This window comes from Paraburkholderia hiiakae (genome assembly GCF_904848665.1).
GTDB lineage: Bacteria > Pseudomonadota > Gammaproteobacteria > Burkholderiales > Burkholderiaceae > Paraburkholderia > Paraburkholderia hiiakae.
In genome coordinates this window covers 232302-255151 of sequence record NZ_CAJHCQ010000011.1, presented here as the reverse complement: position 1 = coordinate 255151, position 22850 = coordinate 232302, and the positions used below count along the sequence as shown (strand labels likewise).

Here is a 22850-nt window from a genome sequence, read left to right as displayed (position 1 = left end):
CGCTTTCGCGCCGTGCGCACGTCATTGATCAAACATCACTTGCCATACACGTCGAAGTCGAAGTACTTCTTCTCGATCTTCTTGTACGTGCCGTCCTTGATGATGCTGGCAATCGCACCGTCGATCTTCGTCTTGAGCGCGGTGTCTTCCTTGCGCAGGCCGATGCCGGCGCCGTTGCCGAGCGTAGCCGGGTCATCCAGGTCGCCGCCCGCGAAGCTGTAGCCCTGGCCGCGCGGCGTCTTCAGGAAGCCCACGTCGGCCTGCACGGCGTCTTGCAGCGCCGCGTCCACGCGGCCGGCCAGCAGGTCCTGATAGACCTGGTCCTGGTTCTGGTAAGGCACGACCTCCACGCCAGCCGTTGCCCAATGCGCCTTTGCGTAGGCCTCCTGAATCGTGCCCTGCTCCACGCCCACGCGCTTACCCTTGAGCGATTCCGCAGTCGGCTTGATGCCCGAGCCCGTCTTGGCGACGAGGCGCGTCGGCGTGTTGAACAGTTTGTCCGAGAACGCGATCTGCTCTTTGCGCGCAGGAGTCATCGACATCGACGAGAGCACGCCGTCGAACTTGCGCGCCTTGAGCGCCGGGATCATGCCGTCGAAGTCGTTTTCGATCCAGACGCATTGCGCATTCAGACGGTGGCAGATCTCGTTGCCGAGATCGATGTCGAAGCCGACCAGTTTGCCGTCCGGTGCTTTCGATTCAAACGGCGGATAGCTCGCATCGACACCAAAGCGAATGGTGTCCGCCGCAAATGCTCCGGCGCTGGCCGTGGCGGAGATCAAGGCAATAGACACGGCTGCAAACAACTTTTTCATGGGATCTCCCTCGGTTCTGGATAGACAGAGTGCTCAAGACATGGACTCCGCCCGCATGGTTGCGCGCGGACGTTCCCCAGCGGCACGCGCCGCAAGCGTGGTCGACGCCGTGGGTGCACCTGCGCCAGACAAGGTAGCAGTCCAGAATACTCGCGTCGAGTCGTCAAAAACACGCGAAAACACCTATGGCGCGGGAGAACCCTGGGAGAAACTCAGGAGGAGCCGGGCCAGCCCGCTTGCATGGCAGGGAAGACCCCTAAACTAGTGACGGCGGGGGAATGCACCTTGCCGACCATAGCGATCTTCGCGAAGCCTCCAGACGCGGCGGCGCGAGCGGGCCGCACGCATGCCCGCACAGTCGCGCAATCGGGACAGAGCGCTTTCCCGCTCGATGGCCGCACTATCGAAAGCGCTGCGCGAGAGGTCGAGCAGAGCGGGCAAGTCGGAGTTTCGCCAGGCCGGGACGAACACACGGGCGAGTTCGATAAGAATGCGCTTGAACATGGGCAGTTATCCGGCATGACCACCGTTGCGGACGCCATTGCCCGAGAAATGATTGACCTGCCCGGTACGACGCACCGGGTCGCACGAAGCCAGCGTCGATGCCGGCTTCGTCAGCGCGAATTCTCCCTGGAATAAATTTACCGGGCAAGCATTTATTCAGCGCGATTCAACGAGATTCGGCGAGGTAGCGCGCTTCGCCTTCTTCGGCGTCCGATGTCATGATGACGCGATTGCGCCCCGCCGCCTTCGCCATATAAAGCGCAGCGTCGGCCCGCACCATCGCGCTCTCCAGCGTATCGGCCGGCACGAACTTGCCAACGCCCGCGCTGAGCGTGCAGTGCACGCCTTCGGCGGGCGAACGCTCGACAGCGAGCCTGAGCGTATTCGTCAGCGTCGCTGCGTCGTGCTTTTGCGCGTAGGCGAACAGGATCGCGAACTCTTCGCCACCCAGCCGTCCGAACAGATCGCACGACCTCAATTGGCCGGTGACGACCGAGGCGACGTGCTTGAGAATGCGATCGCCCACCGCGTGGCCAAAGCCGTCGTTGACAGCCTTGAAGTTGTCGATGTCGAGAATGGCGATCGACAAGGGATCGCCCTTCTCCCGCGCTTGCGAAAGCAGGACTTGCGCCCGGGCGATGAACGCACCGCGCGTGAGTGCGCCCGTCAGTTCGTCGATCGTCGCGAGCTTTTCCATTCTCCCCAGGACCCGATCGTGAGCGAGCATCACCATACCGATCGACATGCAGGGCAACGTGAGGATCGCGAGCCCGAGCAGCACCACGTTCCAGGGAGACGGCTGCACAAACGAAAGTGACGGCGCGGCGCCGAAGACAATCGCGCCGATTCGCGCGACATAAACGAGCGCCCCGAGCCCGGCGGCCACGGCGATGAGCCGGCATGGGTAGCGCGTGCCCTCGCACGAGGCATGGCGAAGCGCCAATGTCCCCACCGCGAGCCGCCCATAGATGAGGCCCAGCGAAATGAGCACGCCCCTCGCGTCGACATTGGGCGACACCCACGTGAAATACACGAGCGCTGCACAGATCACAACAAGCGCCGCGGATTCCGCGCCCCACACGGCACGCTTGCCGAAGAACTGGCGCGTGCCCTGCACGAGCAGTACCACGGCGCCCAAGGTCGCGATCGAAGCGCCGACGATCGTCATCCCGCCAGCCCGCGCGCCGGCGAGCACGATCCAGGCGGAGGCCGCTGCCAGCAGCGCATAGCCCAGACACCAGCGGCGCACGCCCGGCACGGCGGTTCGAATCAGCGAGCCCAGGATGGCGACGCTCATCAGGCAAGATACGATCAAGATCCCGAATAGAGCGATTGCGCTGAGCATGAGAACGGGCCGGGCAACGAAAGGAGAGAATCAGGGACGCGCGAGGCAACGCCTGATCGTTGAAAGCAAATTGAAACTATTTTTAGCCGCGAGTTGCGCATATCGCGCGTGTCGCATAAGCGTCGGGGACATATCGTATCGCAGGTTTCGCCTGGATCCCTGCCACTGTACGAAACGCGCGACGGATCGACGCTACACTAAACGGCTCCTGCGGACTCTACGGGCGAGGTACCTTCCATGCCAGCACCTGACACCAGACGCGCACTTCGACTGCTCTGCGCCTTGCTTTGCGTGGTTTTCTGGCTGGGCGGCTGCGCGGGGATGGGTCAGGACCCGCTGCGGGTCAACGTCGCGGGGCTCGAGCCGCTCCAGGGCGAAGGCATGGAGATGCGCTTTAACGTGAAGTTGCGCATCCAGAATCCCAACGACGCGCCGGTCGAATTTAGCGGCGTGTCGCTGCAACTGGATCTTAACGGTCAATCGTTCGCCAGCGGCGTGAGCGATCAAGGCGGCGTCGTGCCGCGCTACGGTGAAGCGGTGGTCGTCGTACCGTTGACCGTGCCGGCATTCGCCGCCGTGCGCCAGGCTTTCGCCTTTGCGGGCAGTGCACAGGCCGGCAGCATTCCCTACGAAATACGCGGGCGCCTGGCAGGCGGCATAGGCGGTGGCACTCGCTTTGTCGACCACGGCAAGCTGTCGCTGCCGACCGAAGGCCTGCTCGGCCCGTGACGGCGTGGCCGCCAGCGGGGTATGCCTCCCCGCTCGAGCGGAGCCGCCCGCATTGCCGAGCGCTCGTGCACGATGTACCCGCTGCCATCGTCATGATGGAAGAAGACCATTACTGGCATCTGCACGCGCCTAAAAGCCGCTGACAAACCGCTGATAAGCCGCTGATAAGCCGCTGATAAGCCGCTGATAAGCACGCCGCCGTCCAGCACGCGGCGCGCGGCACGCTTCCTGCGCTGCAACTCTCGACCCGCCTGCTGCCGGCTTACTACGCCGCGCAGGCCCACGACCGACGAGGGGGAGCGCCATGGAAGATATCGATCGACTTGCGGCTGAATACGGAACGGCAAGCGCCGAGCAACAGCCATATGGACGCGCACGCGCCGCCGTTTCCTGGAGCGCGATTGTGGCCGGCGCGGTGGGCATGGCCGCCTTTTCCCTCATTCTGCTCACGCTCGGCACAGGCCTCGGCCTTTCGTCCCTCTCGCCATGGCCCGGCAGCGGCGCGCACGCCAAAACCTTCGGCGTGGCGGCGGTTATCTGGATCTGCGTGACGCAAGTGATGTCCGCCGGCCTCGGCGGGTATCTCGCGGGGCGGCTGCGCCGGCACTGGCCCGGCATCGGCACCGACGAGACCCACTTTCGCGACACCGCCCACGGCTTTCTTGCCTGGGCGCTCGCCACGCTCCTCTCCGCCGCCATCCTCACGTCGGCCATTTCGGGGCTGGCGCGCGAGGGCGTGAGCGTGGGCGCGCAAAGCACCGAACGCATGGCGAGCGGCACCGGCGCGCTCAACCGTGGCAACGCCCTTACCGCCTACAGCACCTGGCCCATGGGCTATCTGATCGACGGCATGCTGCGCCCCGCCGCAGGCACTTCAAGCGCTTCGGACACCTCGGGCGCGGACCCGGTCTTCGCGACCGCGCAACAGAAGCAGGAGATTGCGCGCATCTTCCTCAACAGCTTGCCTGCCGGCGGCGCGCTTTCGCCCGACGACAGCGACTACGTGGCGCGCATCGTGGCGCAAAAAACGGGGCTCGCGCCGGCAGATGCCCGCGCCCGCGTCACGACCACCTGGTCGCGCTTGCAGGAGAAGGCGCAAGCCGAGGAAAACGCCGCGCGCGCTGCGGTGGAAACGGCCCGCAAGGCGACTGTCCACGTCACGCTGTGGCTCTTCATCTCCCTGCTGATGGGTGCCTTTGCCGCGAGTCTCATGGCGACGATCGGCGGCCGGATGCGCGAGTTTTGACGCGAATTTTACCGACATGGCAATGACGCCAATTTCCGAACCGTGAGGAGGCTCACATGCGCTCGATTCTTCTTTATCTGCTCGGCGTTCCGATTCCGATCATCATTCTCATCGCGCTCTTTTGGCACTGACGTTACGACGTCCTGCTGCGCTTGGTGCGCTTGGGACATTCGGGGTACTGATCTTGCGACACCCCTGTCGCGCGCGTCGTCAATCGCGCGACATGCAAGGCTTTTAGAGAAACACACCGGAGGACGATCATGGACACGAGAGACGCACACGCCATCGCGAACAAGGTCGCGGGAGAAGCGCAGCACCTGGCCGGCAGCGTGCTGGGCGACCCCGCCACGGGATTGGCCGGCAAGGCCAAAGTGCTATATGGCAAATCGCAGCAGGCATTGAACAATGCCGCCGACGCCACGCGCGACAACGTCGCCGACAAGCCCATGACGGCGATCGGGCTCGCCGCCGCCGTTGGCTTCGCGCTCGGCGCGGCATGGGCCTTGAACCGCAGCAGAACCGAAGACCGGGGATAACCCCCGGTACGGCGTGCGAACGCCCGCGCGCCGCGCAGCCTGCGCGTCACGCAGAATCTTACCGGCACGATCGGCGCGGGCGGCTATTGTTTCATCATCGCCGCGCTCAGCCGCGTACTCGGCGAACTCGCCGACCGCATCGCGGCATCGATCGCCGCGCGCTGACACGGCGACACCGGAACACAGGCGGCCACGCCGCGGCGCTAACCTCCCGTCTGGAATCCTAACGAAGCCGCTTTCGCGCGCAAGTCTGCGAAGCGGTCAACGTTCGGGTTGGTCGCAAGCTGCGACTGATCGATCGAGGACACGGGGTTTGACGACGACAATCCGGGCAATCCTGAGCACTCGCCGCCGAACGTGCCTTGGGCAATCGTGAACGCCGGGGCGTCGGTACGAGGCGGGTCGGTGAAATCGAGCGCATAGGCAAGATTGACCGTCGCCGGATCGCTGCCGCGCACGCCGAGCGGCTGCAAGCCGAAGCGCCATTGCAGCAGCGCGTGAATCGAACTCGGATCGAACGGATAGCGCGTGACCGTGCCCGCACGAACGCGCGGCCCCAACAACGCGAGCGGCACGCGAAAACCTAGCTTGCCGTCGTTGCCGAGCGCGAGTTCGTTCTTGCTGATCGGTCTGGTGGGCGGAACGACGTGCTCGAGAAAACCGCCCCATTCGTCGTACACGACGATCATCAGCGTGCGGTTCCACGTCGGGCTCGTGCGCAACGCCTCGTAGACCTGCCCGAGAAATGCCTCCCCGTTGCGGATGTCCGCGTGCGGATGATCGTCCGCCGACGTGCCTTGCGGCTCGCCCGCGAACGCCGGATCGACCATGCAGAACGGTGGCAGCGTGCCCGCCGCGGCATGCGAGACAAAATCCGAAAACGAATGCGAAATGCCGACGTAGCGCGTGCCGTAAAGCGCCGTGAACGGGACGTCGTGATAGTAGTAGTTGCAGCCGATATTCGCGGCGCTCAGCCTGTCCCAGATCGTGGGGAGCGACGCACTGTCGATACTGTCGTCGAGGCGATCGGTTGCGCCGCTGTGCAGGTAGAGGCGGTTGGGAAACGTGCTGGTGAGGATGCCGCTGAAGTAGAAGTCGCCGATCGTGTAGCTGCTCTCCACGGCGTCGAAGAACTGCACATCGGCGGAGGTGTAGTAACCGATCGGCAGCAAGTCGCCCTGGTGCAGGCTCGTGCCCGGCGTGAGGAGAAAGCCGTTCATCGCGCCGGAAGCCAGTTGCGTGCGGGCCCCGTCGTAGCTGTGATTGGGGTCCTGGTACGAGCACGCCTGGTAGCCATAGGCGGAATTCGCCGCGAGCGAAAACGGCGTTTGCATCACGCCGAACGCGTCCGCGAATTGCTGGTTCGCGGGCATGCCTTCGGCGCCCGGCACCCAGCCGAGGAAGTGGTCGAATGAACGATTTTCCATCGTGACCAGCACGATGAAATCGATGCCCGAAGTCGCCGGATCGGGCAGCGCCTGGCGCGGCAGGCTATAGCGGTCGGCGCCGTCTGGCGAGGGAACGTCGGCAATCGATGGCGCCGGCGCTTCGCCGTCCTGAGCGCCCGATCCCCCGCCGCCGCCACCGCACCCCGACAGCGCAACGCTGCCAGCAACCGCGGCTACACCGGCCAGAAAACGGCGCCGGTCATAGCCATGATTCTCGTGAATCTCGTCTCCCATGACACGTCTCCCGGTTGGATGCGGCGCAGGCAATGCGTCCTTGCCTCGCAGCCGCGAAGCGATACGCGCTCGCCACTTCGAGCAGCGGACGGCCCTTGCGCGCAAGCTTCGCGCCCGCCGTGGGGACAGGCGGTTAGTTGCGATGAGAGAGGAAGACCAGGGAGGTCAGGATGGACACAGCGTCGTCACGACTGCTCGATCAGCGCCTTGATGCGCTCGGCCTGCCCGGCGTCGACCGGGTTGTAGACGATCATGTGGAGGTCCGGCCGGCCATCGACGGAAAACGCCGACTGCTCCAGCGCGATCAGCCCGAGCGTGGGATGGTGCAGGCGCTTGACGTTGTCGGCTTCCGCGTGCGTGAGCACTTCGTTGTCGCGCCACAGGGCGTCGAACTCGGGGCTGACGCTGCACAGCTCCTCGACGAGTTCACCCACTGCCGAAACCAGGCCCGCGCGCGCAACGTCGGCCCGGAACGCGCCCACCACGAAGCGGGCCACGCTGTCCCAGTCGTGCTGCTTGGCGCGCACGTCCGGGTTGCAGAACAGGAAGCGCAGAATATTGCGCTGACCGGGCGGCAGCTTGCCGTAGTCAGTCAGCACGACGGCGGCGGCGCGATTCCAGGCTACGACCTCCCAGGTAGCCGTCTTGACGATGGCGGGGCTGAAGCGCAGCGAGTCGAGCAGGCGTTGCAGCCGCGGATTGACCCCGTCCACGGGCCGGTAGCGCACTTCGGGCGGCCGCCCGAGCCCCAGCATGAAGAGGTGTTCGCGCTCCGGATCGGTGAGCATCAGCGCGCTGCATATGCGCTCGAGCACCTCCGGCGAAGGCGCGCCGCCGCGCCCCTGTTCGAGCCACGTGTACCAGGTCGGACTGATGTTGGCGCGCTGCGCCACTTCTTCGCGGCGCAACCCGGGCGTGCGGCGGCGGCCGCTGAAGCCGAAACTCGCCGGGTCGAGCCGCGTGCGGCAACGCCTCAGGAAGTCGCCGAGCGAGCCGGCCGAGTGGATCGGAATGGACAGCCTGTTAGTCATCTTAATATGATGAACTCACTACTTTAACGGTATAAAGAATTTGGAGATAGTACGCCAGTCACGACCCAGGAGAAGCGACCATGCGTATTTTTCTGACCGGTGCGACCGGCTTCATCGGCTCGGCGCTCGTGCCGGAACTCATCGAAGCCGGTCACGAGGTGATTGGCATGACCCGCTCGGAAGCCGGCGCACAGGCGCTCGCCAAGGCGGGCGCCCATGTACATCGCGGCACGCTGGAGGACCCGCAAACGCTGTGCAGCGGCGCGGAGCAGGCGGACGCCGTGATCCATACCGCCTTCGATCATGACTTCTCGCGCTTCGTCGAGAACTGCGAAAAGGACAAGCGCGCCATTGCGGCACTCGGCGCCGCGCTCGCCGGCTCCGGGCGACCGTTGCTCATCACCTCCGGCACGGGCATCGGCAGCGGAGCGCACGGCGAGCTGGCGAGCGAAGACGTCCTCAATACGAGCCATCCCAACCCGCGCATTGCGTCCGAACTGGCCGGGCAAGTGCTGCTGGAACAGGGGCTCAACGTGGGCGCGGTGCGGCTGCCGCAAGTCCACAACCCGTTGCGCCAGGGGCTCATTACGCCGCTCGTAGCGATCGCACGCGAAAAAGGTGTTTGCGCCTACGTGGGCGACGGTCAGAACCGCTGGCCGGCCGGCCATCTGTCCGACGTCGTGCGCCTCTACCGCCTCGCCGTGGAAAAAGGGCAGCCCGGCGCGCGCTATCACGCGGTCGGCGAAGAAGGCGTGAGCAGCCGCGAAATCGCCGAGGCGCTCGGCCGCGGGCTCGGCCTGCCGGCCGGTTCGATCGCGCCGGAGGACGCGGCCGCGCATTTCGGGTGGATGGGTATGTTCGTCGGTATGGACATGCCCGCTTCGAGCGCGCTCACCCAGGCGCGGCTCGGCTGGCGCCCGACCGGTCCGACGCTCATCGCCGATCTGAACGAAGCGCGCTTCGCCGAGGTGTGAGCTTCAGGTCGCAGGATCGCGTCGCGCGTCATGCGCGCGCAACGCCTGCGCGAATCTGCCCGGTTCCCAGTCCTCGCGCAGCGCGCGCTGCATGAGCGCCTGCTGGCTTTCTGGCGCGAGGCCGCCCACGGGCGGGTCGCGGTCGAGATTCGTGGGAAACGGATAGCCTTCCGCGCACGACGCGATGGCCGCAACGCTCGCGAGTTCGACTGCAACCCCCGAGCCGCCTTTCGTTCGGCGCTCGTGCAGCACGGGATAGATCGCTTCGCACATGCTCGTGCGGTCGAGCGCCTCCATTGCGCGACCCATCGCCGATGAAACCTGCAGCAGGTTCGCCATGCGCTGCACGTCGGCGGTGCGGTTCGCGCCCGCCGCATGAAATAGCGCGGGATTGAAGAACAAGGCGTCGCCCTTTGCGAGCGGCAACTGCACGCAATGCGCTTCGAAATACGCGCGGAAATCAGCGCGCCGCCATGCAAGATAGCCCTCTGCATAGCGCTGCGAGTATGGCAAGAGTTTGGTCGGCCCGCTCTCGAGCGGCATATCGCTGTGCGCCACCGCCCCCTGGAGCGTGAGGAAAGGCGATACGTGATGCACGTGCGCCGGATAGCGTTGCGCCTCCTCGATCGTCTGGAATCCCAGGTGATAGTCGCGGTGCGCCTCCTGCGCCGCGCCGCCAGGACGCACGACGTTGACCTGCGAGGTCATCTGATAGCACGGGCCGAGCCATGCCTCGCATAGGGCCATGAGCGGCAGGTTCGCGAAGTAATCGACGAATACGGCGGGCGCCTCGAGGCAGAGCTTCTGTTGCGCGTTCCATATGCGGTCGTTCGCGCCTGCCTTGGCAAAATGGTCCGCACCACTCGCGCCCTTCTCCCGCTCGTCGCGAATGATGGATTCGAACACGGCGGTCGCTTCGTCCACTAGCTGCGTGTTGGCGTAAGCGCGTTCGAGCACCAGCACGCCGGCGCCGTCGTGCAGCACGTACGCCCACTCGGCCTGCAATTGCGCGCGCTGCGTCGCGTCGTCAAGCACGCTCTGGAGTGCCTGGCAGCCGTACACGGGAATGCGCTGCCGCACATCGCTCGCGAAACGCAACGAGCGGCCGTCGTCGTGCAGCCGGTTCACGAATGCCTCTAGCGAGCACTCTCGCTCGGCGTACCATTGCCGCCCCAAATCCACCACGGGTGTCTCGTGCTGATTCATGCGTCTGCCTCCGATTTGACTCAAGCATAGCGTTGGCACCCGGCGCCGGGGATACCAAAAAGCTATCAAAAACACATCAGCAAGGCGAAGGCATGGCTGCGTGCGCGCGTCACACCAGCGGAAAGCCATCCTTGAACGTCTGCCGCAGGAACTCCGTAAAGTGCTTGACCGCACGCGGCACTTGCGCCCCATACGGCCGCACGACGTGCAGTTGCGAAGCGAACGCGCCCACCGGACGCCAGTCGGCCAGCAGCACCGCGAGCTTGCCGGCCTGCAGCGCGGCCTGCGCGCTGAAGTCGGGTAGCAGCGCGATGCCGAGATGTTCGAGCGCCGCGTCGCGCAGCGCTTCGCTGTTGTTGGCCGAGAACGGGCCGTTCACCGTCACCGTCTCGCGCGCGCCTTGCGCGCGGCGGCCGGCTTTTTCGAACGTCCACACGCCCGCGCCCAGCGCGCGGGGATAGAACAGACAGTCGTGCTGGGCGAGATCGGCGGGCGTTTGCGGCGTGCCGCGCTGCTTGAGGTAAGTGCGCGTGGCGACAATGACCGAGCGCGTGTCGCACAGCTTCCAGGCCACGTGAGTTTCGGGCACCTGCGCGCTATGGCGGATCGCGAGATCGAACCCTTCGGTCGCGATCGAGGTCAGCCGGTCGGAAAGCTCCAGTTGCACGCGCACTTCGGGATGGGCGCGCGAAAACTGCGCAAGCCGCGGCACCAGTTGCTGGCGCGCGAACGCCACGGGCGCGGTGACGCGCACGGTGCCGCGCGCGACATCGGCCATCTCGCGCACGCTCGCAAAACTGGCGGCAATACTGTCGAACTGCGCGCGAGTGTCTTCCACGAGCCGCAGCCCCGCCTCCGTGAAGCGCACGCTGCGCGTGGTGCGCTGCACAAGCGGCACGCCCGCCACCCGCTCCAGTTCGGCAATGCGCTGGCTCACGGCCGCCTTGCTTACGCCCAGGCGCGCCGCCGCCGCGGTATAGCTGCCCTGTGTGGCGAGCACATTGAGCCAGTGCAAATGCGTCCAGAGTGCCTCGACTCGCTGCGTATCCATGAACGAAAGTCCGCGTCAAAACTCGTGATCCCCGCGCCGATACTAGCATGCCGTCTGCGCATCTTTCACAGACTCTGCAAGCGATTGTTCACAGCTGAAAACAATCAATTCAGCGACAGAGTCTTTCCCCGCCTCCGCGGTCTCCGTAGACTGGCGGCACGCACTCACCAGACGAGGAGATGACATGCAGGCCTACACCGATTCCGCAGACGTGATCCACTTTATCGGCGGCAAGACCGAACGCGGCGCGGGCGACCGTACGCAAGCGATCTTCAACCCCGCGACCGGCGCCACCGCGCGCCGCCTCGTGCTGGGCGAAGCGGCCGATGTGGACGCCGCCGTGGCGAGCGCGAAAGCCGCGTTCCCGGCCTGGCGCGACACGCCGCCCATTCGCCGCGCGCGCGTCATGCTGCGTTTTCTCGAACTGATGAATCGCCACAAGGACGAACTCGCGGCCATCATCACGGCCGAGCATGGCAAGGTGTTCTCCGACGCGCAGGGCGAAGTCGCGCGCGGCATCGACGTGATCGAATTTGCCTGCGGCATTCCGCAACTGCTCAAGGGCGACTACACCGAGCAGGTTTCCACGGGCATGGACAACTGGACCGTGCGCCAACCGCTGGGCGTGGTGGCCGGCATCACGCCGTTCAACTTCCCCTGCATGGTGCCGTGCTGGATGTTCCCGGTGGCGCTCGCAGCGGGCTGCACGTTCATCCTCAAGCCTAGCGAGCGCGATCCTTCGGCTTCGCTTTTCATGGCGCGTCTGCTCAAGGAAGCGGGCCTGCCCGACGGCGTGTTCAACGTCGTCCAGGGCGACAAGGTCGTGGTCGACGCCCTCCTCGCGCACCGCGACGTGAAGGCTGTGAGCTTCGTGGGCTCCACACCGATCGCGAACTATATCTACGAGACCGGCGCGAAGCACGGCAAGCGCGTGCAGGCGCTGGGCGGCGCGAAGAACCATATGGTCGTGATGCCCGACGCCGATATCGAACAAACCGTGGATGCGCTGATCGGCGCGGGCTACGGGTCGGCCGGCGAGCGCTGCATGGCGATCTCGGTGGCCGTGCTGGTGGGCGATGTCGCCGACAAGATCGTGCCGCGCCTCGCCGAGCGCGCCCGCACGCTGAAGATCAAGAACGGCATGGAAGCCGACGCGGAAATGGGCCCGATCGTCACGAAGCAGGCGCTCGAGCGCATCGAAGGCTATATCGCGACCGGCGTGGAAGAAGGCGCGACGCTCGTGGTCGATGGGCGCGGCCTGAAGGTGCCCGGCCATGAAGATGGCTTCTTCACCGGCGGCACGCTGTTCGACAACGTCACGCCTGAAATGCGCATCTACAAGGAAGAGATCTTCGGGCCGGTGCTCGCCTGCGTGCGCGCCAGGGATTTTGCCGAAGCGGTGCAACTGATCAACGACCACGAGTTCGGCAACGGCGTGGCCTGCTTTACGCGCGACGGCAACGTGGCGCGCGAGTTCGGCCGCCAGATCGAAGTGGGCATGGTGGGCATCAATGTGCCGATTCCGGTGCCGATGGCATGGCACGGCTTTGGCGGCTGGAAGCGCAGCCTCTTTGGCGACATGCACGCGTATGGCGAAGAAGGCGTGCGCTTCTATACGAAGCAGAAGTCGATCATGCAGCGCTGGCCGGAAAGCACCGAAAAGGGTGCGGAGTTTTCGATGCCGGTGGCGAAGTAACGACTGTTGGTGAGAGGAAAAAAGCCCACTTCACGTGGGCTTTTTTTATGGCGCGTCGCAGGGAGCCCGTGGACACGGACTTACATCTGCCCCCGCCGGGAGCAGATCTGAGCGATCCGTGAAATCGCGGACGGTTCTCTCGCGCCCGGCATATTCTGCAGGATGCACTCGTGGTATGCCTTCTCGCGCGGCAACAGCATTTCGCCATTCCGATACAGCGCGTAGCACGAGCGCTGGATATAGTTCGATGCAGCCTCATTGCGGGCGTCGCGCAATCCAGACAGCATACAATCATCATAGGACGACTGACCATCTGCCAGCGCCGCGTGCGCGATCAGCAGGCCGACCAGACCAATCGTAGTCCGCAGGGCCGAACTCCATCGAACATTCCTTGTCATGACGTTCCTTATTATGATTCTCGTCTGTCTGCGTGAGTTTGCACGGCACGAACACCGGCCTCGCTCCTGCGGCAGTGTATCAAAGGACGTCGTTTTTGCTTCGATGGAGGCGTCACCTGCGAGTCGAAATCAGACGCATGACGCATTCCCAATGCGCACTCCCTACGCCGCAGTGGCCAATTGGCGTGGCTCATCCATTGCGACGTCGAGCGCTTCGCGGATATGGCTCATGCTCGCCGCGAGACGCTGCTCGATGTCGCTGGCCTGAGCGATTTCATCGGCGAACGGTTCGTACGAGGCGTAACCGCGGTAGCCACGCGCGCGCAGCGCCGCGAGCTGGCGCACGTTGCCGAGACAGTCGTCGCGGCCCACGAGCACGCGATGGCCGTCGCGCATCTCGTCCACTTTCCGCGCGCTGTCTTCCACGCCTGAGATGTGCACGAGGCCCGTGAGATCGGGATAGAAAATGTCTTCGCCCGCGAGGTGATGATGATGACTCGCCTCAACGAAAAGATTGATGATTTTTCGTCAGCGGCAACGCGGCGGATCAAGCCGCTTCGTGCTGCAATGCGACTACGCCGCGCGCGGGTTTGTCAATGCCGAGCAGACAACAAAACGGATGGAGACGCCCCATGACGGACACCGCTTCGCCGCGCCGCAAGCGCACGGCGCGTTTCGTGGAGATTGCCGAAGCCGCGGGCGTGAGCCCCGCCACGGTCGACCGCGTGCTCAACGAGCGCGGCAGCGTGTCCGCCGCGATGCGCGCGCGTGTCGTAACGGCCGCCCGCCAGCTCGGCGTGCCGCGTGTACTACCCGAAACGCATCACGGGCTGGTGCATATCGACGTTTTGCTGCCGCAAAACAGCACGCCGTTTTTTCAGCGGCTGACACTGGGCCTCGAACGCTCCATGCAAATGCTCGACCGGCGCATCGTGCTGCACCGGCAGTTCCTGCCCGAAGCCGACGACGCCGTCATTACCCGCGCCATCCTGAAGCCGAATTACAAACGCGCGGGCTTGATCGTCACCACGCACGATACGGCGGCGGTGCGCGACGCGCTGCGCAGCGTGATCGCCCAGGGCGAGGCCGTGGTGACGATGGTCACCGATATCGATGCGGTCGAGCGCGTGCATTACGCGGGCATCGACAACCGGCTTGCGGGCCGCACGGCGGGCTATTTCGTCGGGCGCCTCGCGAAAGAGCCGGGCCGCGTGCTGCTGATCTGCTCGCGCAAGGACTATCACGCGCATATCGAGCGGATCAGCGGGTGCCGCGAGCAATTGGCTGAATCGTTTCCGCATCTCGTTTGCGACGAGGAAGCCGTGGAAACGCTCGATGACGTGGACCAATGTCATCGCGCGGTGCTCAAGTCGCTCAAACGCGGCGACGTGGTCGGCATCTACAACAGCGGCTACGCGTCGGCGGGAATCGAGGCCGCGTTGCGCAAGGTGGGCGCGACGGGAAAGATCGTGTGGGCAGGCCATGAAATGCTCGACCTGCACCGCCAGTACATCGAGGAGGGGACCATGGACATCGCCATCGACCAGGACCCCGACGGGCAGGTCATCTCAGCGCTGCAGCATGCGCTCAACGCATGCGGCGTGCTCGAAACGCCCGCGCCTCCGGGGCCGGTGGAGTTCCGGATTTTCTGCTCGGCGAATGTGAGACGCAATCCGTATCTGGGCGTTGGAAATTGAGTTTCCAGTTTCAAGCTGCGGCACTTGCGCGCCCAGATTCCTTTTCCACCTCTCGCCACAGCGCGCGAATCCAGTCGCGCATGAGCAGCGATTCGCGCCAGCGGTCGGTCGTGTCGTTGCCGTCCGGACCGATGATCGCATAGGGCTGCGGCCCCAGCTCGCAGGTGAACGCGAGCGTGTCGTCCGCGCCCGCACGCTTGCGCCACGAGTGAAAGCCATAGCGCCACCAGTCGAGAAAGAGATCCACCCATTTGCGGTGCGGCGCGAAGGATAGCTCGATCTGCACCTGTTCGCGGCTAGCCACGCGGCCATGAAACGCCCAGGAAGCATCGAGTATGCGATGCATGAGCGCGTGATTCTCTTCCGATACCGGCCATGCGAACTCGCGCCCCACCAGGTAGTGCGAAATGTCGCCGAGCAGTTTGAGGTCGGGCCGCGCGTCGAGCAGATCGAGCGTGAAATACAGGTCCGTCGTCATGCGGTCGCGATGCGTTTCGATGTAGACAGGTATGTTCACCTGCTCGGCCAGGCGCTGCCATCCGTCCAGCAACACGAGCGCCTCGCGCTGCGTGCGCGGGCGCACGTCGGGTTGAAGGTCGACATGGTGCAGGCCGAATTCGGTTGCGATTTCAAGCACCGGCTGCAGGTCGTCCACGGTCGCGGGGAAGCACTGGCCTTCCGCCGCCAGTCCGTATGTTTTGCGTAACTCTGCGACACGCTTCACGTCCTCGCGATTCGTGCAATGCGCGCTCACGCCGTCGAAGCCCGCTTCGGCGATCATCCGCACGTTTTCTTCGAGCGTGCGCTCGTAGCCATCGGTATGGCGGCGTTCCATCGACCAGAGTGACTGGAACACCAGGAGTCGTTGCGCCATCATGTCTCCGTTTTTCGCGTCCAGGCAGGACGATCCCGCGCACGACCTCGATTCCAGCCGCACGTGCAAGCCCATCGGCAGGCTCGACGCCAATGCCGACGATCACCGTATCGGCACGCAGCGTGTCGCCGATTTCCAGCAGCGAGTTGAGCGTGCCGTGGAGGAAGAACGCGGGCATCGCCCACAGGATTGCGCTGGTTTCCGTGTTCGACACCGAAGTCTCCTTGATCCCGTTGGCCGTGCTTCGAGCGGCAACATCTTCTTGGGATCAAACATAAGCGGCGCGCCAGTCGCGCTCAACGGAAATCTTGATGAAATTTCGTCAATTTGCGTCCAGGTGGGCGTGCTCCGCGTGCTCCTGTTCAGCGCCGAGCATGCGGGAAATATCCGCGACGAGCGCATCCACCGCCACGCGCACCTTCGACGGCATATGGCGCGCCTTCTGTCGCACGACGTGGACTTCGTCGCCCATCACGCTCTTGCTGTCCATGACGAGCTCGAGTCGTCCGTCGCTCAAATACGGGCCCATGAGCCAGCACGGCAGCCACGCGAGACCGGCGCCGGCGGCGGCCGCATCGGCAATCGCCAGCAGGTCGTCGAAGCACAGCCGCGACGCGAGCCGGCACTCTTCGACTTCGCCGCCCGGGCCGCGCACACGCCACGCCGGGGTTTGCCCGGCGCGGCCATACGCGATGCCGGTATGCGTGGCGAGCGAGGCGACGTCGGCGGGCTTGCCGTGCTGCGCGAGATACGCAGGCGACGCGCAGATGCCCATACGCTGCACGCCGAGCCGGCGCGCGACGAGCGTGCCGTAGTCGGGCAGCGTGCCGATGCGCACGGCCAGATCGAAGCCGTCCTCGACAAGATCGGCCACGCGGTCGCTGAACGACAGTTCGACATTCAGCCGCGGATGCTCCTCCACGAGCCGGCGCACCACGGGCGCGACGCACTGGCGCCCGAACAGCACCGGCGCGCTGATCCGCAAGCGCCCCGAGGGCTCGCGCCGGCCGTGATCGAAGGCGGCTTCCACGGCGCTCAGCTCGCCCAGCACGCGGCGGCACTGCTCGTAGTAGGCGTGACCTTCGTCGGTCAGGCTCAAACTGCGCGTGGTCCGCTGCAGCAGACGCACGCCGAGGCGCTGCTCGAGCCGCGCGACGATCTTCGCCACCGCCGAGCGCGTCACGCCAAGGCGCTCGCCCGCGGCCGAGAAGCTGCCCGCGTCCACCACGTCCACGAATTCGGCCACGCCGCTCAGGCGATCGTCCATTGCTTGACTCCTTTTGTATCCTTCACGGCAACAACCAAGCTCCAGATTCTCACCAATGTCGCCGCACAAGCAACACTATCATAGGTGCTCCCACTCGCACTGGAGCAGTCATGAACGCATGGACACTCAAGGCCGGCAGCGGCTATGGCGCACTCGCGCGCACCGACTTCACGCCGCGCGCACCCGGCCCGCATGACGTGGTCGTGAAGATTCACGCGGCATCGCTGAACTATCGCGACCTGATGTTCGCGCGCGGCGATTACCTTGGACTCGGCGACACGCCGCTCGTGCCGGTCGCCGACGGCGCGGGAGAAGTGGTCGAAGTCGGCGCGGCCGTCACGCGCTTTACGCCTGGCGACCGCGTGATCAACACCTACTTTCCGCATTGGGTGGATGGCGCGCCCGCCCCCTGGAAAGTGCACGGGACGCCTGGCGCGCAATTCGACGGGGTGCTGGCCGAACGTTTCGTCGCGGCGGAAACCTCACTCGTTTCGATTCCCGCGCACCTGAGTTACGAGGAGGCCGCGACGATCTCGTGCGCCGGCATCACGGCCTGGAACGCGATCTTCGTCGATGGGCAAGCTAAACCCGGCGCCACCGTGGTGCTCCTCGGCACCGGCGGCGTGTCGATCTGGGCGCTGCAACTCGCCCACGCGGCGGGCCTGCGCACCATCGTCACCTCGTCGAGTGACGAGAAGCTCGAACGCGCGCGCTCGCTTGGCGCGAGCGAGACGATCAATTATCGTTCGCACCCCGAATGGCAGGACGAAGTGCTCAAGCTCACGGGGGGCGAAGGCGCGGATATCGTCGTGGAAGTGGGCGGACGCGATACGCTGCCGCGCTCGGTGGCCGCCGCGAAGATGGGCGGGCTCGTTTCGATCATCGGCGGCGTGACGAGTTTCGCGGGCCCCGAACTTGGGCTGCTTCCGGTGATTGGCGGTTTCAAGCGGCTGCACGGCCTCATGGTCGGCAGCCGCACGATGCTCGACGATCTCACGCGTTTCATCGCTGCGCAGCAGATTCGCCCGGTGGTGGATCGCGTGTTCGGTTTCGATGAAGCGCCCGAAGCTTACGCGTGGCTCGAAGCCGGCAAGCATTTTGGCAAGGTGGTGATACGCGTGGCCTAGCAGCACGTGCGCAGAAATGCGAAGCGGGCACTCAAGGTGCCCGCTTCGTTTTGGGTGTGAACGTCGCTTTAGAAGACCGGATGCCCGTTGATCACGCTAGGCAGCCACGTCGAGAAGAACGGAAAGTAAGTGACCAGATTGATCGCGCTGAAAATCGCGAGATAGTATGGCCACGCGACCTTGGTCGTCTCCCCGATCGACACGTCGCCGATTGCGCAGCCGATAAACTGCACCGAGCCGATCGGCGGATGCACGAGCCCCAGCGCGCAGTTCAGCAGGATCATGATGCCGAACTGCACCGGCCCCACGCCGCTATGCATGGCGAGCGGCAGGAAGAGCGGCGTCGTGATGAGGATGTGCGCCGCCATGTCGATGAACGTGCCCAGAAACACCTGAATGATGTTGATGTAGAGAAGCATCAGCCAGGGAAGGGTCGTGGCGTGTTCGAGCACGCGCTCGATGGCCTCCGGAATCTCCAGATACGCCATCTGGTAGCGCAGCATGTTCGACACCGCGATCAGCAGCAGCACGACGCCCGTGGTCTTGGCCGCGCGCGAGAGGGCGAAGAACAGCTTCTCCTTCGTCATCGAGCGATACACGACCACGGTGAGCGCGAGCGAATACACCACGGCAATCGCGGCCGCTTCCGTCGCGGTCGCAATGCCTCGGGCCACGCAGAAAAGAATGATCCCGATCACGAGCAAGCCAGGCAGCGCGCCGAGGAAAGCCCTCACCACGGCGAGCCAGCCGGGGAACACTTGCAGCTTGGTCGAGCCGTCCGCGCTGAGCGGATAGCCAAAGCGGCGCGCCTGCCAGTACGCGGCAACCAGCACGAAGCCCATGACCCACAGGACCGGCAGCAGGCCCGAGAAAAGCAGGTCACCTATCGAAACGCCGCTCATCTGCTGACCGTTCAGCGTGCCCGTAATGCCTTGCGCCGCGAACGCGTAGATGATCATGTTCGTCGAGGTCGGCATCAACGCGCCGGCGAGCGACGAGTGCGTCGTCACGTTAACCGCGTAGGCCGCGCTATAGCCTTCGCGCTTCATGAGCGGAATGACCACGCCGCCCATTGCAGACGTATCGGCCGAAGGCGAACCGGAAACACCGCCGAAGAGCGTGCACGCAACGACATTGGCCATGCCGAGGCCGCCGCGGAAGTGCCCCACGGCGGCCTGGGCGAAGCGCAGAATGCGGTCCGCAATGCCACCGTGCAGCATCAACTCGCCGGAGAAGATGAAGAACGGCACGGCCAGAAACGAAAACGCGTTCATGCCCGAGATCATCGACTGCATTGCAGTAGCGGCCGGCAGTCCTTCGTAAAGGTACGTACCGACGCAGGCGAGACCCAGGGAGAAAGAAACCGGCACTCCAACGGCGAGGAGCACCAAAAAGCTGAGCGAAAGAATTGCGAGTTCCATGTTTGCCCTACTTTGCCTTGCGTACGAATAGCGCCAACAAATGCTCGAGCGAAAACAGCACGATGCAGGTGCCGGCCACGACCGGAATGAAGTAGCGCACCGCTTCCGGCACGCCGAGAATCGCGATGCGGTCGTCCATGGTTGTTTCCGCCATTTGCAGGCAGCCGAAGAAAATCGCCACGCCAAGCGCGATCAGGCAGAGGTGCTGAAACGCCTCTGCGATCACTTGCCCCCGTGGGGAAAGCTTCTTGACGAGCGAATCGAGACCGATATGCCCGCGCTCACGCACCTTGAGCGCGGCGCCGAACATGGCGATGGTGACCACCAGCAGCAACGCGATCGGCTCCACGAAATCGGGGGCGCTCTCGAACACGTAGCGCATGATTACGCCGTAAAAGACGAGAATCGTCAGCGCGGCGAGCGCAACCGAGGCGAGGATCGTCAGCAGGCGAAACAGTAAATCGTTGGGGAGTTTCAGGAAGGTCATGATCCATCCTCGCGCGGTACAGACTTCACAACTGCGTTCTTTCGGCTCCGCGCCGCTTGCGACGCGGAGCCCCGGGCTTTAGTGAATCGCCTGGATTTCGTCCACGATCTGCTTCATCTCGGGCGTCTTTTCATACTTCGCCCACACAGGCTGCATGGCCTTCACGAACGCTGCACGATCGACCTGCGTGGCCGGAATGATCGTCGCACCGCCCTTTTGCACCGTCTTGCCCGCCGTATCTTCGCGCGCCGTCCAGAGCTTCACGTAGTACGGCACCGAGTCCGCCGCTGCCTTCTTGATCGTCTCCTGCTCCTGCGGCGTGAGCGTGTCCCACACCTTCTTCGAGAACACGAGCACTTCCGGCGTCATGGCGTGATCGGTTTCGGAAAACACCTGCGCCACTTCGTAGTGCTTGGTTTCCTCGTACGACGGCAGATTGTTTTCAGCTGCGTCCACGAGGCCCGTCTTCAGGCCCGTATAGACTTCGGCGAACGGCATCGGCGTGGGCGTGCCGCCCATGGCCTTGATTTCGTCGACCATGAGGTCGGACGGTTGTACGCGCACCTTCAGGCCTTTCATGTCGGCCGGCGACTTGATCGGGCGCTTCGCGTAGATCGAGCGCGCGCCGCTCTCGTAGAACGTCAGCGCGATCATGCCCTTGGCCTTGAACGCGTCAAGAATCTTCTGGCCTTCGGGGCCGTACATCACCTTGCGGAAATGGTCGACGTCGCGAAAGAGGAACGGCAGCGACGGAATCATCGATTCCGGCACGATCTCGTTGAACGCAGCGCCATTGGCGCGAACCATGTCGAGCGCGCCAATGCGCACCTGATCGATCGTATCGTTCTCCGAACCCAGCGCGCTGTTGCCGAACACCTTGATGGAGTCTTTGCCGCCCGTCGCCTGCGAAATCTCTTCGCCCATGTGCTTGAGCGCCATGTTGGTCGGGAAGGTGTCGCTGTGCACATCGGCTACGCGGAACACGCGCGCTTGCGCGGCGCCAGCGGTGAGTGCGAGTGCCGCTGCCAGAACCGTCATTGCGGTCTTTGCGGTGCGCGCACTATGTGAGTTGCGAAAGGTCTTTTTCATCGCTTGCCCCATGAATGGAAGAGTTGTTTTCGAGCCGTGTGTGGGCTGATTAGCTGGCCAACCGGGTGTCTCAGAACCGGTGGATGACGCCTGCACCTACTGCGACCATGCTGCGAGACGACGACGACGCGGCCTGGAAGCCGTCGCCGATCGTCGCGGTCGCGTTGATGATTTGCGTAGCGCTTTCTGCCGGCGTGAGGGCCTCGCCGTTTGCACGCTGGAAAGCCTGCAACGCATTGAGTCCCGTGCGCCTGGAAAGCGTGTAGTCCTTCGGGAGGTTGAACTGGTGGTGTTGCGCGCGGCTCGTGATGCCGTTGGCTCGCGTTGCGCGTATAGCTTTAGCCCGTTGCAAATCACTGCTTTGTGCAAAAGCAGGCGCAGCGCCCGCAATCGCCACCCCGGCAACGGCGCGCTTCAAACGGCGCGTGTTCTCCGACATTCTCCGATCTCCTTTTGTTCTTCGCGTGCCACTTCTGGAAAACGTTTTCTCAAATTTAATGCGTTCCTTTCGAAATGGCTAGTAGGTAGTTACGCGGAGCGGCGGCGCGAAGGTGCGCGTGAGCGGGTCATCGGGAGCAGGCGTGACGAAGCCGCCAGCCGTCGATTAGCGGCCAGCGGGCGTGAAGTTCGGGAATCAGGGAATCAGCGGCAGGCGGCGGTCGAGTCGCGCACGACGAGGCGAGGTTCGAGCACGACCTGCTCGACATCCGGGCGGCCAGCCAGGACGTCAATGAGCTTTTGCATGGCCAACTCGCCCATGCGCTCGCTCTGCCCGTCGATCGTGGTCAGGCGCGGCTCCACGTATTCGCCATACGGCACGTTATCGATGCCGGCGACCGAGACATCCTGCGGCAGGCGAAAGCCGAGTGACCTCGCCTCCTTCATGAAGCCAAGCGCGATGAGGTCGTTGTAGCAGATCACGGCCTGCGGGCGCTTCGGGCCCAGCATCACCCGCGAGCAGGCCTGCTCGCCCGCCAGGGCGGTCGGCGCGTGTGTCTCGTACACGTCGAGCGTGAGGCCGGCTTCGGCCAGCGCCTCGGTTGCGCCGGCAATGCGCTCGTCATTGATGGTCGCCGCTGCGAACCCGAGATAGGCAACGTGCCGGTGCCCGAGATTGAGCAAATGACGCACCAGCATGGAAGTCGCGAGCCGGTTGTCGAAGCCGACGGTGGGAATGTCGAGCCCGCGCACGGTCCTGAGCATGACGACGGGCTTGCCCAGCTTCATCGTCCATTTGGCGATTTCCTCGGACGCGCGCGAGCTGACGATGAGCCCGTCCACGCGCGGCGAAAGCGCTTCGATGAGCGAGCGCTCGCGCGCGAGATTTTCCTCGGCGTCCACGAGAAGCAGCGTGTAGTCGTGCTGGAGCGCAACGCGGTTCGCACCCTTGACCACGTTCGTGAAGTGCGGGTTCGCGATGTCGAGAATGGCGATGCCGATGGTGCGCGTGCGCCCCGTGATCATCGAGCGCGCAAGCGGATTGGAGCGGTAGCCGAGCGACTCGATGGCGTCCTTGACCTTCGCTTCCACCGCCGGCGAAAAGCGTTGCGTGCCGTTCACGTACTTCGATACCGTCGCGACCGAGACGCCGGCCATGGCGGCGACATCGCGAATCGTCGGGGAACCACTTTTCATAGGTTGGCAACGCCCAAGGATGATCGACGGCGAGCATTGT

22 protein-coding genes and 2 pseudogenes are annotated in these 22850 nt (G+C 64.4%); 8 read left to right on the top strand and 16 right to left on the bottom strand.

Features of this window, described 5'->3' with window-relative positions:
- Positions 1 to 35: 35 nt before the first annotated feature.
- From JMY28_RS21910 to JMY28_RS21900, 3 genes are all read right to left on the bottom strand, one after another.
- Positions 36 to 815, bottom strand: a complete 780-nt coding sequence (locus JMY28_RS21910) for an ABC transporter substrate-binding protein (protein ID WP_201698005.1) — start codon at positions 813 to 815, stop codon at positions 36 to 38.
- Between the two features lie 261 nt (positions 816 to 1076).
- The gene (locus JMY28_RS21905; RefSeq protein WP_201698004.1) at positions 1077 to 1319 is read right to left on the bottom strand and encodes a hypothetical protein; all 243 of its coding nucleotides are present in this window, start codon (positions 1317 to 1319) and stop codon (positions 1077 to 1079) included.
- A gap of 166 nt (positions 1320 to 1485) precedes the next feature.
- Positions 1486 to 2616, bottom strand: a complete 1131-nt coding sequence (locus JMY28_RS21900) for a GGDEF domain-containing protein (RefSeq protein WP_328809440.1) — start codon at positions 2614 to 2616, stop codon at positions 1486 to 1488.
- Between the two features lie 285 nt (positions 2617 to 2901).
- Between JMY28_RS21900 and JMY28_RS21895 the strand changes: the two genes are divergently transcribed.
- The 3 genes from JMY28_RS21895 to JMY28_RS21885 all read left to right on the top strand — a co-directional run bounded on the left by JMY28_RS21895 (position 2902) and on the right by JMY28_RS21885 (position 5175).
- Positions 2902 to 3393 (top strand): LEA type 2 family protein, encoded by a 492-nt coding sequence (locus JMY28_RS21895; RefSeq protein WP_201698002.1) that lies wholly within the window; start codon positions 2902 to 2904, stop codon positions 3391 to 3393.
- 304 nt (positions 3394 to 3697) lie between these two features.
- Positions 3698 to 4639, top strand: a complete 942-nt coding sequence (locus tag JMY28_RS21890; protein ID WP_201698001.1) for a hypothetical protein — start codon at positions 3698 to 3700, stop codon at positions 4637 to 4639.
- A 260-nt stretch (positions 4640 to 4899) separates the two neighbouring features.
- Positions 4900 to 5175: a CsbD family protein gene (locus tag JMY28_RS21885; RefSeq protein ID WP_201698000.1), complete on the top strand. Its 276-nt coding sequence runs from the start codon at positions 4900 to 4902 to the stop codon at positions 5173 to 5175.
- Between the two features lie 203 nt (positions 5176 to 5378).
- Here the strand turns inward: JMY28_RS21885 and JMY28_RS21880 are convergent, their stop codons facing one another.
- Positions 5379 to 6857, bottom strand: coding sequence for an alkaline phosphatase family protein (locus JMY28_RS21880; protein ID WP_201697999.1), 1479 nt, complete (start codon positions 6855 to 6857; stop codon positions 5379 to 5381).
- 185 nt (positions 6858 to 7042) lie between these two features.
- Entirely contained in the window at positions 7043 to 7888 is an 846-nt protein-coding gene (locus tag JMY28_RS21875) for a helix-turn-helix transcriptional regulator (RefSeq protein ID WP_201697998.1), read from the bottom strand.
- Positions 7889 to 7968: 80 nt separating this feature from the next.
- Here JMY28_RS21875 and JMY28_RS21870 point away from each other — a divergent pair, with 80 nt between their 5' ends.
- A complete protein-coding gene (locus tag JMY28_RS21870; protein WP_201697997.1) occupies positions 7969 to 8862 on the top strand; it encodes an SDR family oxidoreductase in 894 nt (297 codons plus the stop codon).
- Positions 8863 to 8865: 3 nt separating this feature from the next.
- Here the strand turns inward: JMY28_RS21870 and JMY28_RS21865 are convergent, their stop codons facing one another.
- The gene (locus JMY28_RS21865) at positions 8866 to 10068 is read right to left on the bottom strand and encodes a phytanoyl-CoA dioxygenase family protein (protein ID WP_201697996.1); all 1203 of its coding nucleotides are present in this window, start codon (positions 10066 to 10068) and stop codon (positions 8866 to 8868) included.
- A 109-nt stretch (positions 10069 to 10177) separates the two neighbouring features.
- The gene (locus JMY28_RS21860) at positions 10178 to 11119 is read right to left on the bottom strand and encodes a LysR family transcriptional regulator (protein ID WP_201697995.1); all 942 of its coding nucleotides are present in this window, start codon (positions 11117 to 11119) and stop codon (positions 10178 to 10180) included.
- A 184-nt stretch (positions 11120 to 11303) separates the two neighbouring features.
- Here JMY28_RS21860 and JMY28_RS21855 point away from each other — a divergent pair, with 184 nt between their 5' ends.
- Positions 11304 to 12815, top strand: a complete 1512-nt coding sequence (locus JMY28_RS21855) for a CoA-acylating methylmalonate-semialdehyde dehydrogenase (RefSeq protein ID WP_201697994.1) — start codon at positions 11304 to 11306, stop codon at positions 12813 to 12815.
- A gap of 80 nt (positions 12816 to 12895) precedes the next feature.
- Here the strand turns inward: JMY28_RS21855 and JMY28_RS21850 are convergent, their stop codons facing one another.
- Both JMY28_RS21850 and JMY28_RS21845 read right to left on the bottom strand, forming a co-directional pair.
- On the bottom strand, positions 12896 to 13213 hold the full coding sequence (locus JMY28_RS21850) for a VF_A0006 family four-cysteine protein (protein ID WP_201697993.1): 318 nt from the start codon (positions 13211 to 13213) through the stop codon (positions 12896 to 12898).
- A 162-nt stretch (positions 13214 to 13375) separates the two neighbouring features.
- Positions 13376 to 13720: pseudogene (locus tag JMY28_RS21845) on the bottom strand (TIM barrel protein); the annotation flags it as partial.
- 125 nt (positions 13721 to 13845) lie between these two features.
- Between JMY28_RS21845 and JMY28_RS21840 the strand changes: the two are divergent.
- Positions 13846 to 14910, top strand: a complete 1065-nt coding sequence (locus JMY28_RS21840; RefSeq protein WP_201697992.1) for a LacI family DNA-binding transcriptional regulator — start codon at positions 13846 to 13848, stop codon at positions 14908 to 14910.
- Positions 14911 to 14920: 10 nt separating this feature from the next.
- Here JMY28_RS21840 and JMY28_RS21835 read toward each other — a convergent pair whose 3' ends face one another.
- Entirely contained in the window at positions 14921 to 15784 is an 864-nt protein-coding gene (locus JMY28_RS21835; RefSeq protein WP_201697991.1) for a sugar phosphate isomerase/epimerase family protein, read from the bottom strand.
- Between the two features lie 92 nt (positions 15785 to 15876).
- Between JMY28_RS21835 and JMY28_RS21830 the strand changes: the two genes are divergently transcribed.
- Complete coding sequence (locus JMY28_RS21830) at positions 15877 to 16062, top strand: hypothetical protein (protein ID WP_201697990.1); 186 nt, start codon at positions 15877 to 15879, stop codon at positions 16060 to 16062.
- A 44-nt stretch (positions 16063 to 16106) separates the two neighbouring features.
- Here JMY28_RS21830 and JMY28_RS21825 read toward each other — a convergent pair whose 3' ends face one another.
- Positions 16107 to 17051: a LysR family transcriptional regulator gene (locus JMY28_RS21825; protein WP_201697989.1), complete on the bottom strand. Its 945-nt coding sequence runs from the start codon at positions 17049 to 17051 to the stop codon at positions 16107 to 16109.
- 110 nt (positions 17052 to 17161) lie between these two features.
- On the opposite strand from JMY28_RS21825, the gene JMY28_RS21820 reads away from it, so the two are divergent.
- Complete coding sequence (locus JMY28_RS21820) at positions 17162 to 18178, top strand: zinc-dependent alcohol dehydrogenase family protein (protein WP_201697988.1); 1017 nt, start codon at positions 17162 to 17164, stop codon at positions 18176 to 18178.
- Between the two features lie 68 nt (positions 18179 to 18246).
- Here the strand turns inward: JMY28_RS21820 and JMY28_RS21815 are convergent, their stop codons facing one another.
- From JMY28_RS21815 to JMY28_RS21795, 5 genes and pseudogenes are all read right to left on the bottom strand, one after another.
- A complete protein-coding gene (locus tag JMY28_RS21815; RefSeq protein ID WP_201697987.1) occupies positions 18247 to 19599 on the bottom strand; it encodes a TRAP transporter large permease in 1353 nt (450 codons plus the stop codon).
- Positions 19600 to 19606: 7 nt separating this feature from the next.
- A complete protein-coding gene (locus JMY28_RS21810; protein ID WP_201697986.1) occupies positions 19607 to 20086 on the bottom strand; it encodes a TRAP transporter small permease in 480 nt (159 codons plus the stop codon).
- 78 nt (positions 20087 to 20164) lie between these two features.
- On the bottom strand, positions 20165 to 21124 hold the full coding sequence (locus JMY28_RS21805; RefSeq protein WP_236596985.1) for a TRAP transporter substrate-binding protein: 960 nt from the start codon (positions 21122 to 21124) through the stop codon (positions 20165 to 20167).
- Positions 21125 to 21245: 121 nt separating this feature from the next.
- Positions 21246 to 21506: pseudogene (locus JMY28_RS21800) on the bottom strand (porin); the annotation flags it as partial.
- Positions 21507 to 21817: 311 nt separating this feature from the next.
- Complete coding sequence (locus JMY28_RS21795; protein WP_201697983.1) at positions 21818 to 22810, bottom strand: LacI family DNA-binding transcriptional regulator; 993 nt, start codon at positions 22808 to 22810, stop codon at positions 21818 to 21820.
- Positions 22811 to 22850: the final 40 nt, after the last annotated feature.

Bases quoted from the DNA above. Each gene is read 5' to 3' on its own strand.
- JMY28_RS21910 (WP_201698005.1), bottom strand. From the start codon at position 815: ATGAAAAAGTTGTTTGCAGCCGTGTCTATTGCCTTGATCTCCGCCACG.
- JMY28_RS21905 (WP_201698004.1), bottom strand. From the start codon at position 1,319: ATGTTCAAGCGCATTCTTATCGAACTCGCCCGTGTGTTCGTCCCGGCC.
- JMY28_RS21900 (WP_328809440.1), bottom strand. From the start codon at position 2,616: ATGAGCGTCGCCATCCTGGGCTCGCTGATTCGAACCGCCGTGCCGGGC.
- JMY28_RS21895 (WP_201698002.1), top strand. From the start codon at position 2,902: ATGCCAGCACCTGACACCAGACGCGCACTTCGACTGCTCTGCGCCTTG.
- JMY28_RS21890 (WP_201698001.1), top strand. From the start codon at position 3,698: ATGGAAGATATCGATCGACTTGCGGCTGAATACGGAACGGCAAGCGCC.
- JMY28_RS21885 (WP_201698000.1), top strand. From the start codon at position 4,900: ATGGACACGAGAGACGCACACGCCATCGCGAACAAGGTCGCGGGAGAA.
- JMY28_RS21880 (WP_201697999.1), bottom strand. From the start codon at position 6,857: ATGGGAGACGAGATTCACGAGAATCATGGCTATGACCGGCGCCGTTTT.
- JMY28_RS21875 (WP_201697998.1), bottom strand. From the start codon at position 7,888: ATGACTAACAGGCTGTCCATTCCGATCCACTCGGCCGGCTCGCTCGGC.
- JMY28_RS21870 (WP_201697997.1), top strand. From the start codon at position 7,969: ATGCGTATTTTTCTGACCGGTGCGACCGGCTTCATCGGCTCGGCGCTC.
- JMY28_RS21865 (WP_201697996.1), bottom strand. From the start codon at position 10,068: ATGAATCAGCACGAGACACCCGTGGTGGATTTGGGGCGGCAATGGTAC.
- JMY28_RS21860 (WP_201697995.1), bottom strand. From the start codon at position 11,119: ATGGATACGCAGCGAGTCGAGGCACTCTGGACGCATTTGCACTGGCTC.
- JMY28_RS21855 (WP_201697994.1), top strand. From the start codon at position 11,304: ATGCAGGCCTACACCGATTCCGCAGACGTGATCCACTTTATCGGCGGC.
- JMY28_RS21850 (WP_201697993.1), bottom strand. From the start codon at position 13,213: ATGACAAGGAATGTTCGATGGAGTTCGGCCCTGCGGACTACGATTGGT.
- JMY28_RS21840 (WP_201697992.1), top strand. From the start codon at position 13,846: ATGACGGACACCGCTTCGCCGCGCCGCAAGCGCACGGCGCGTTTCGTG.
- JMY28_RS21835 (WP_201697991.1), bottom strand. From the start codon at position 15,784: ATGGCGCAACGACTCCTGGTGTTCCAGTCACTCTGGTCGATGGAACGC.
- JMY28_RS21830 (WP_201697990.1), top strand. From the start codon at position 15,877: ATGCCGACGATCACCGTATCGGCACGCAGCGTGTCGCCGATTTCCAGC.
- JMY28_RS21825 (WP_201697989.1), bottom strand. From the start codon at position 17,051: ATGGACGATCGCCTGAGCGGCGTGGCCGAATTCGTGGACGTGGTGGAC.
- JMY28_RS21820 (WP_201697988.1), top strand. From the start codon at position 17,162: ATGAACGCATGGACACTCAAGGCCGGCAGCGGCTATGGCGCACTCGCG.
- JMY28_RS21815 (WP_201697987.1), bottom strand. From the start codon at position 19,599: ATGGAACTCGCAATTCTTTCGCTCAGCTTTTTGGTGCTCCTCGCCGTT.
- JMY28_RS21810 (WP_201697986.1), bottom strand. From the start codon at position 20,086: ATGACCTTCCTGAAACTCCCCAACGATTTACTGTTTCGCCTGCTGACG.
- JMY28_RS21805 (WP_236596985.1), bottom strand. From the start codon at position 21,124: ATGACGGTTCTGGCAGCGGCACTCGCACTCACCGCTGGCGCCGCGCAA.
- JMY28_RS21795 (WP_201697983.1), bottom strand. From the start codon at position 22,810: ATGAAAAGTGGTTCCCCGACGATTCGCGATGTCGCCGCCATGGCCGGC.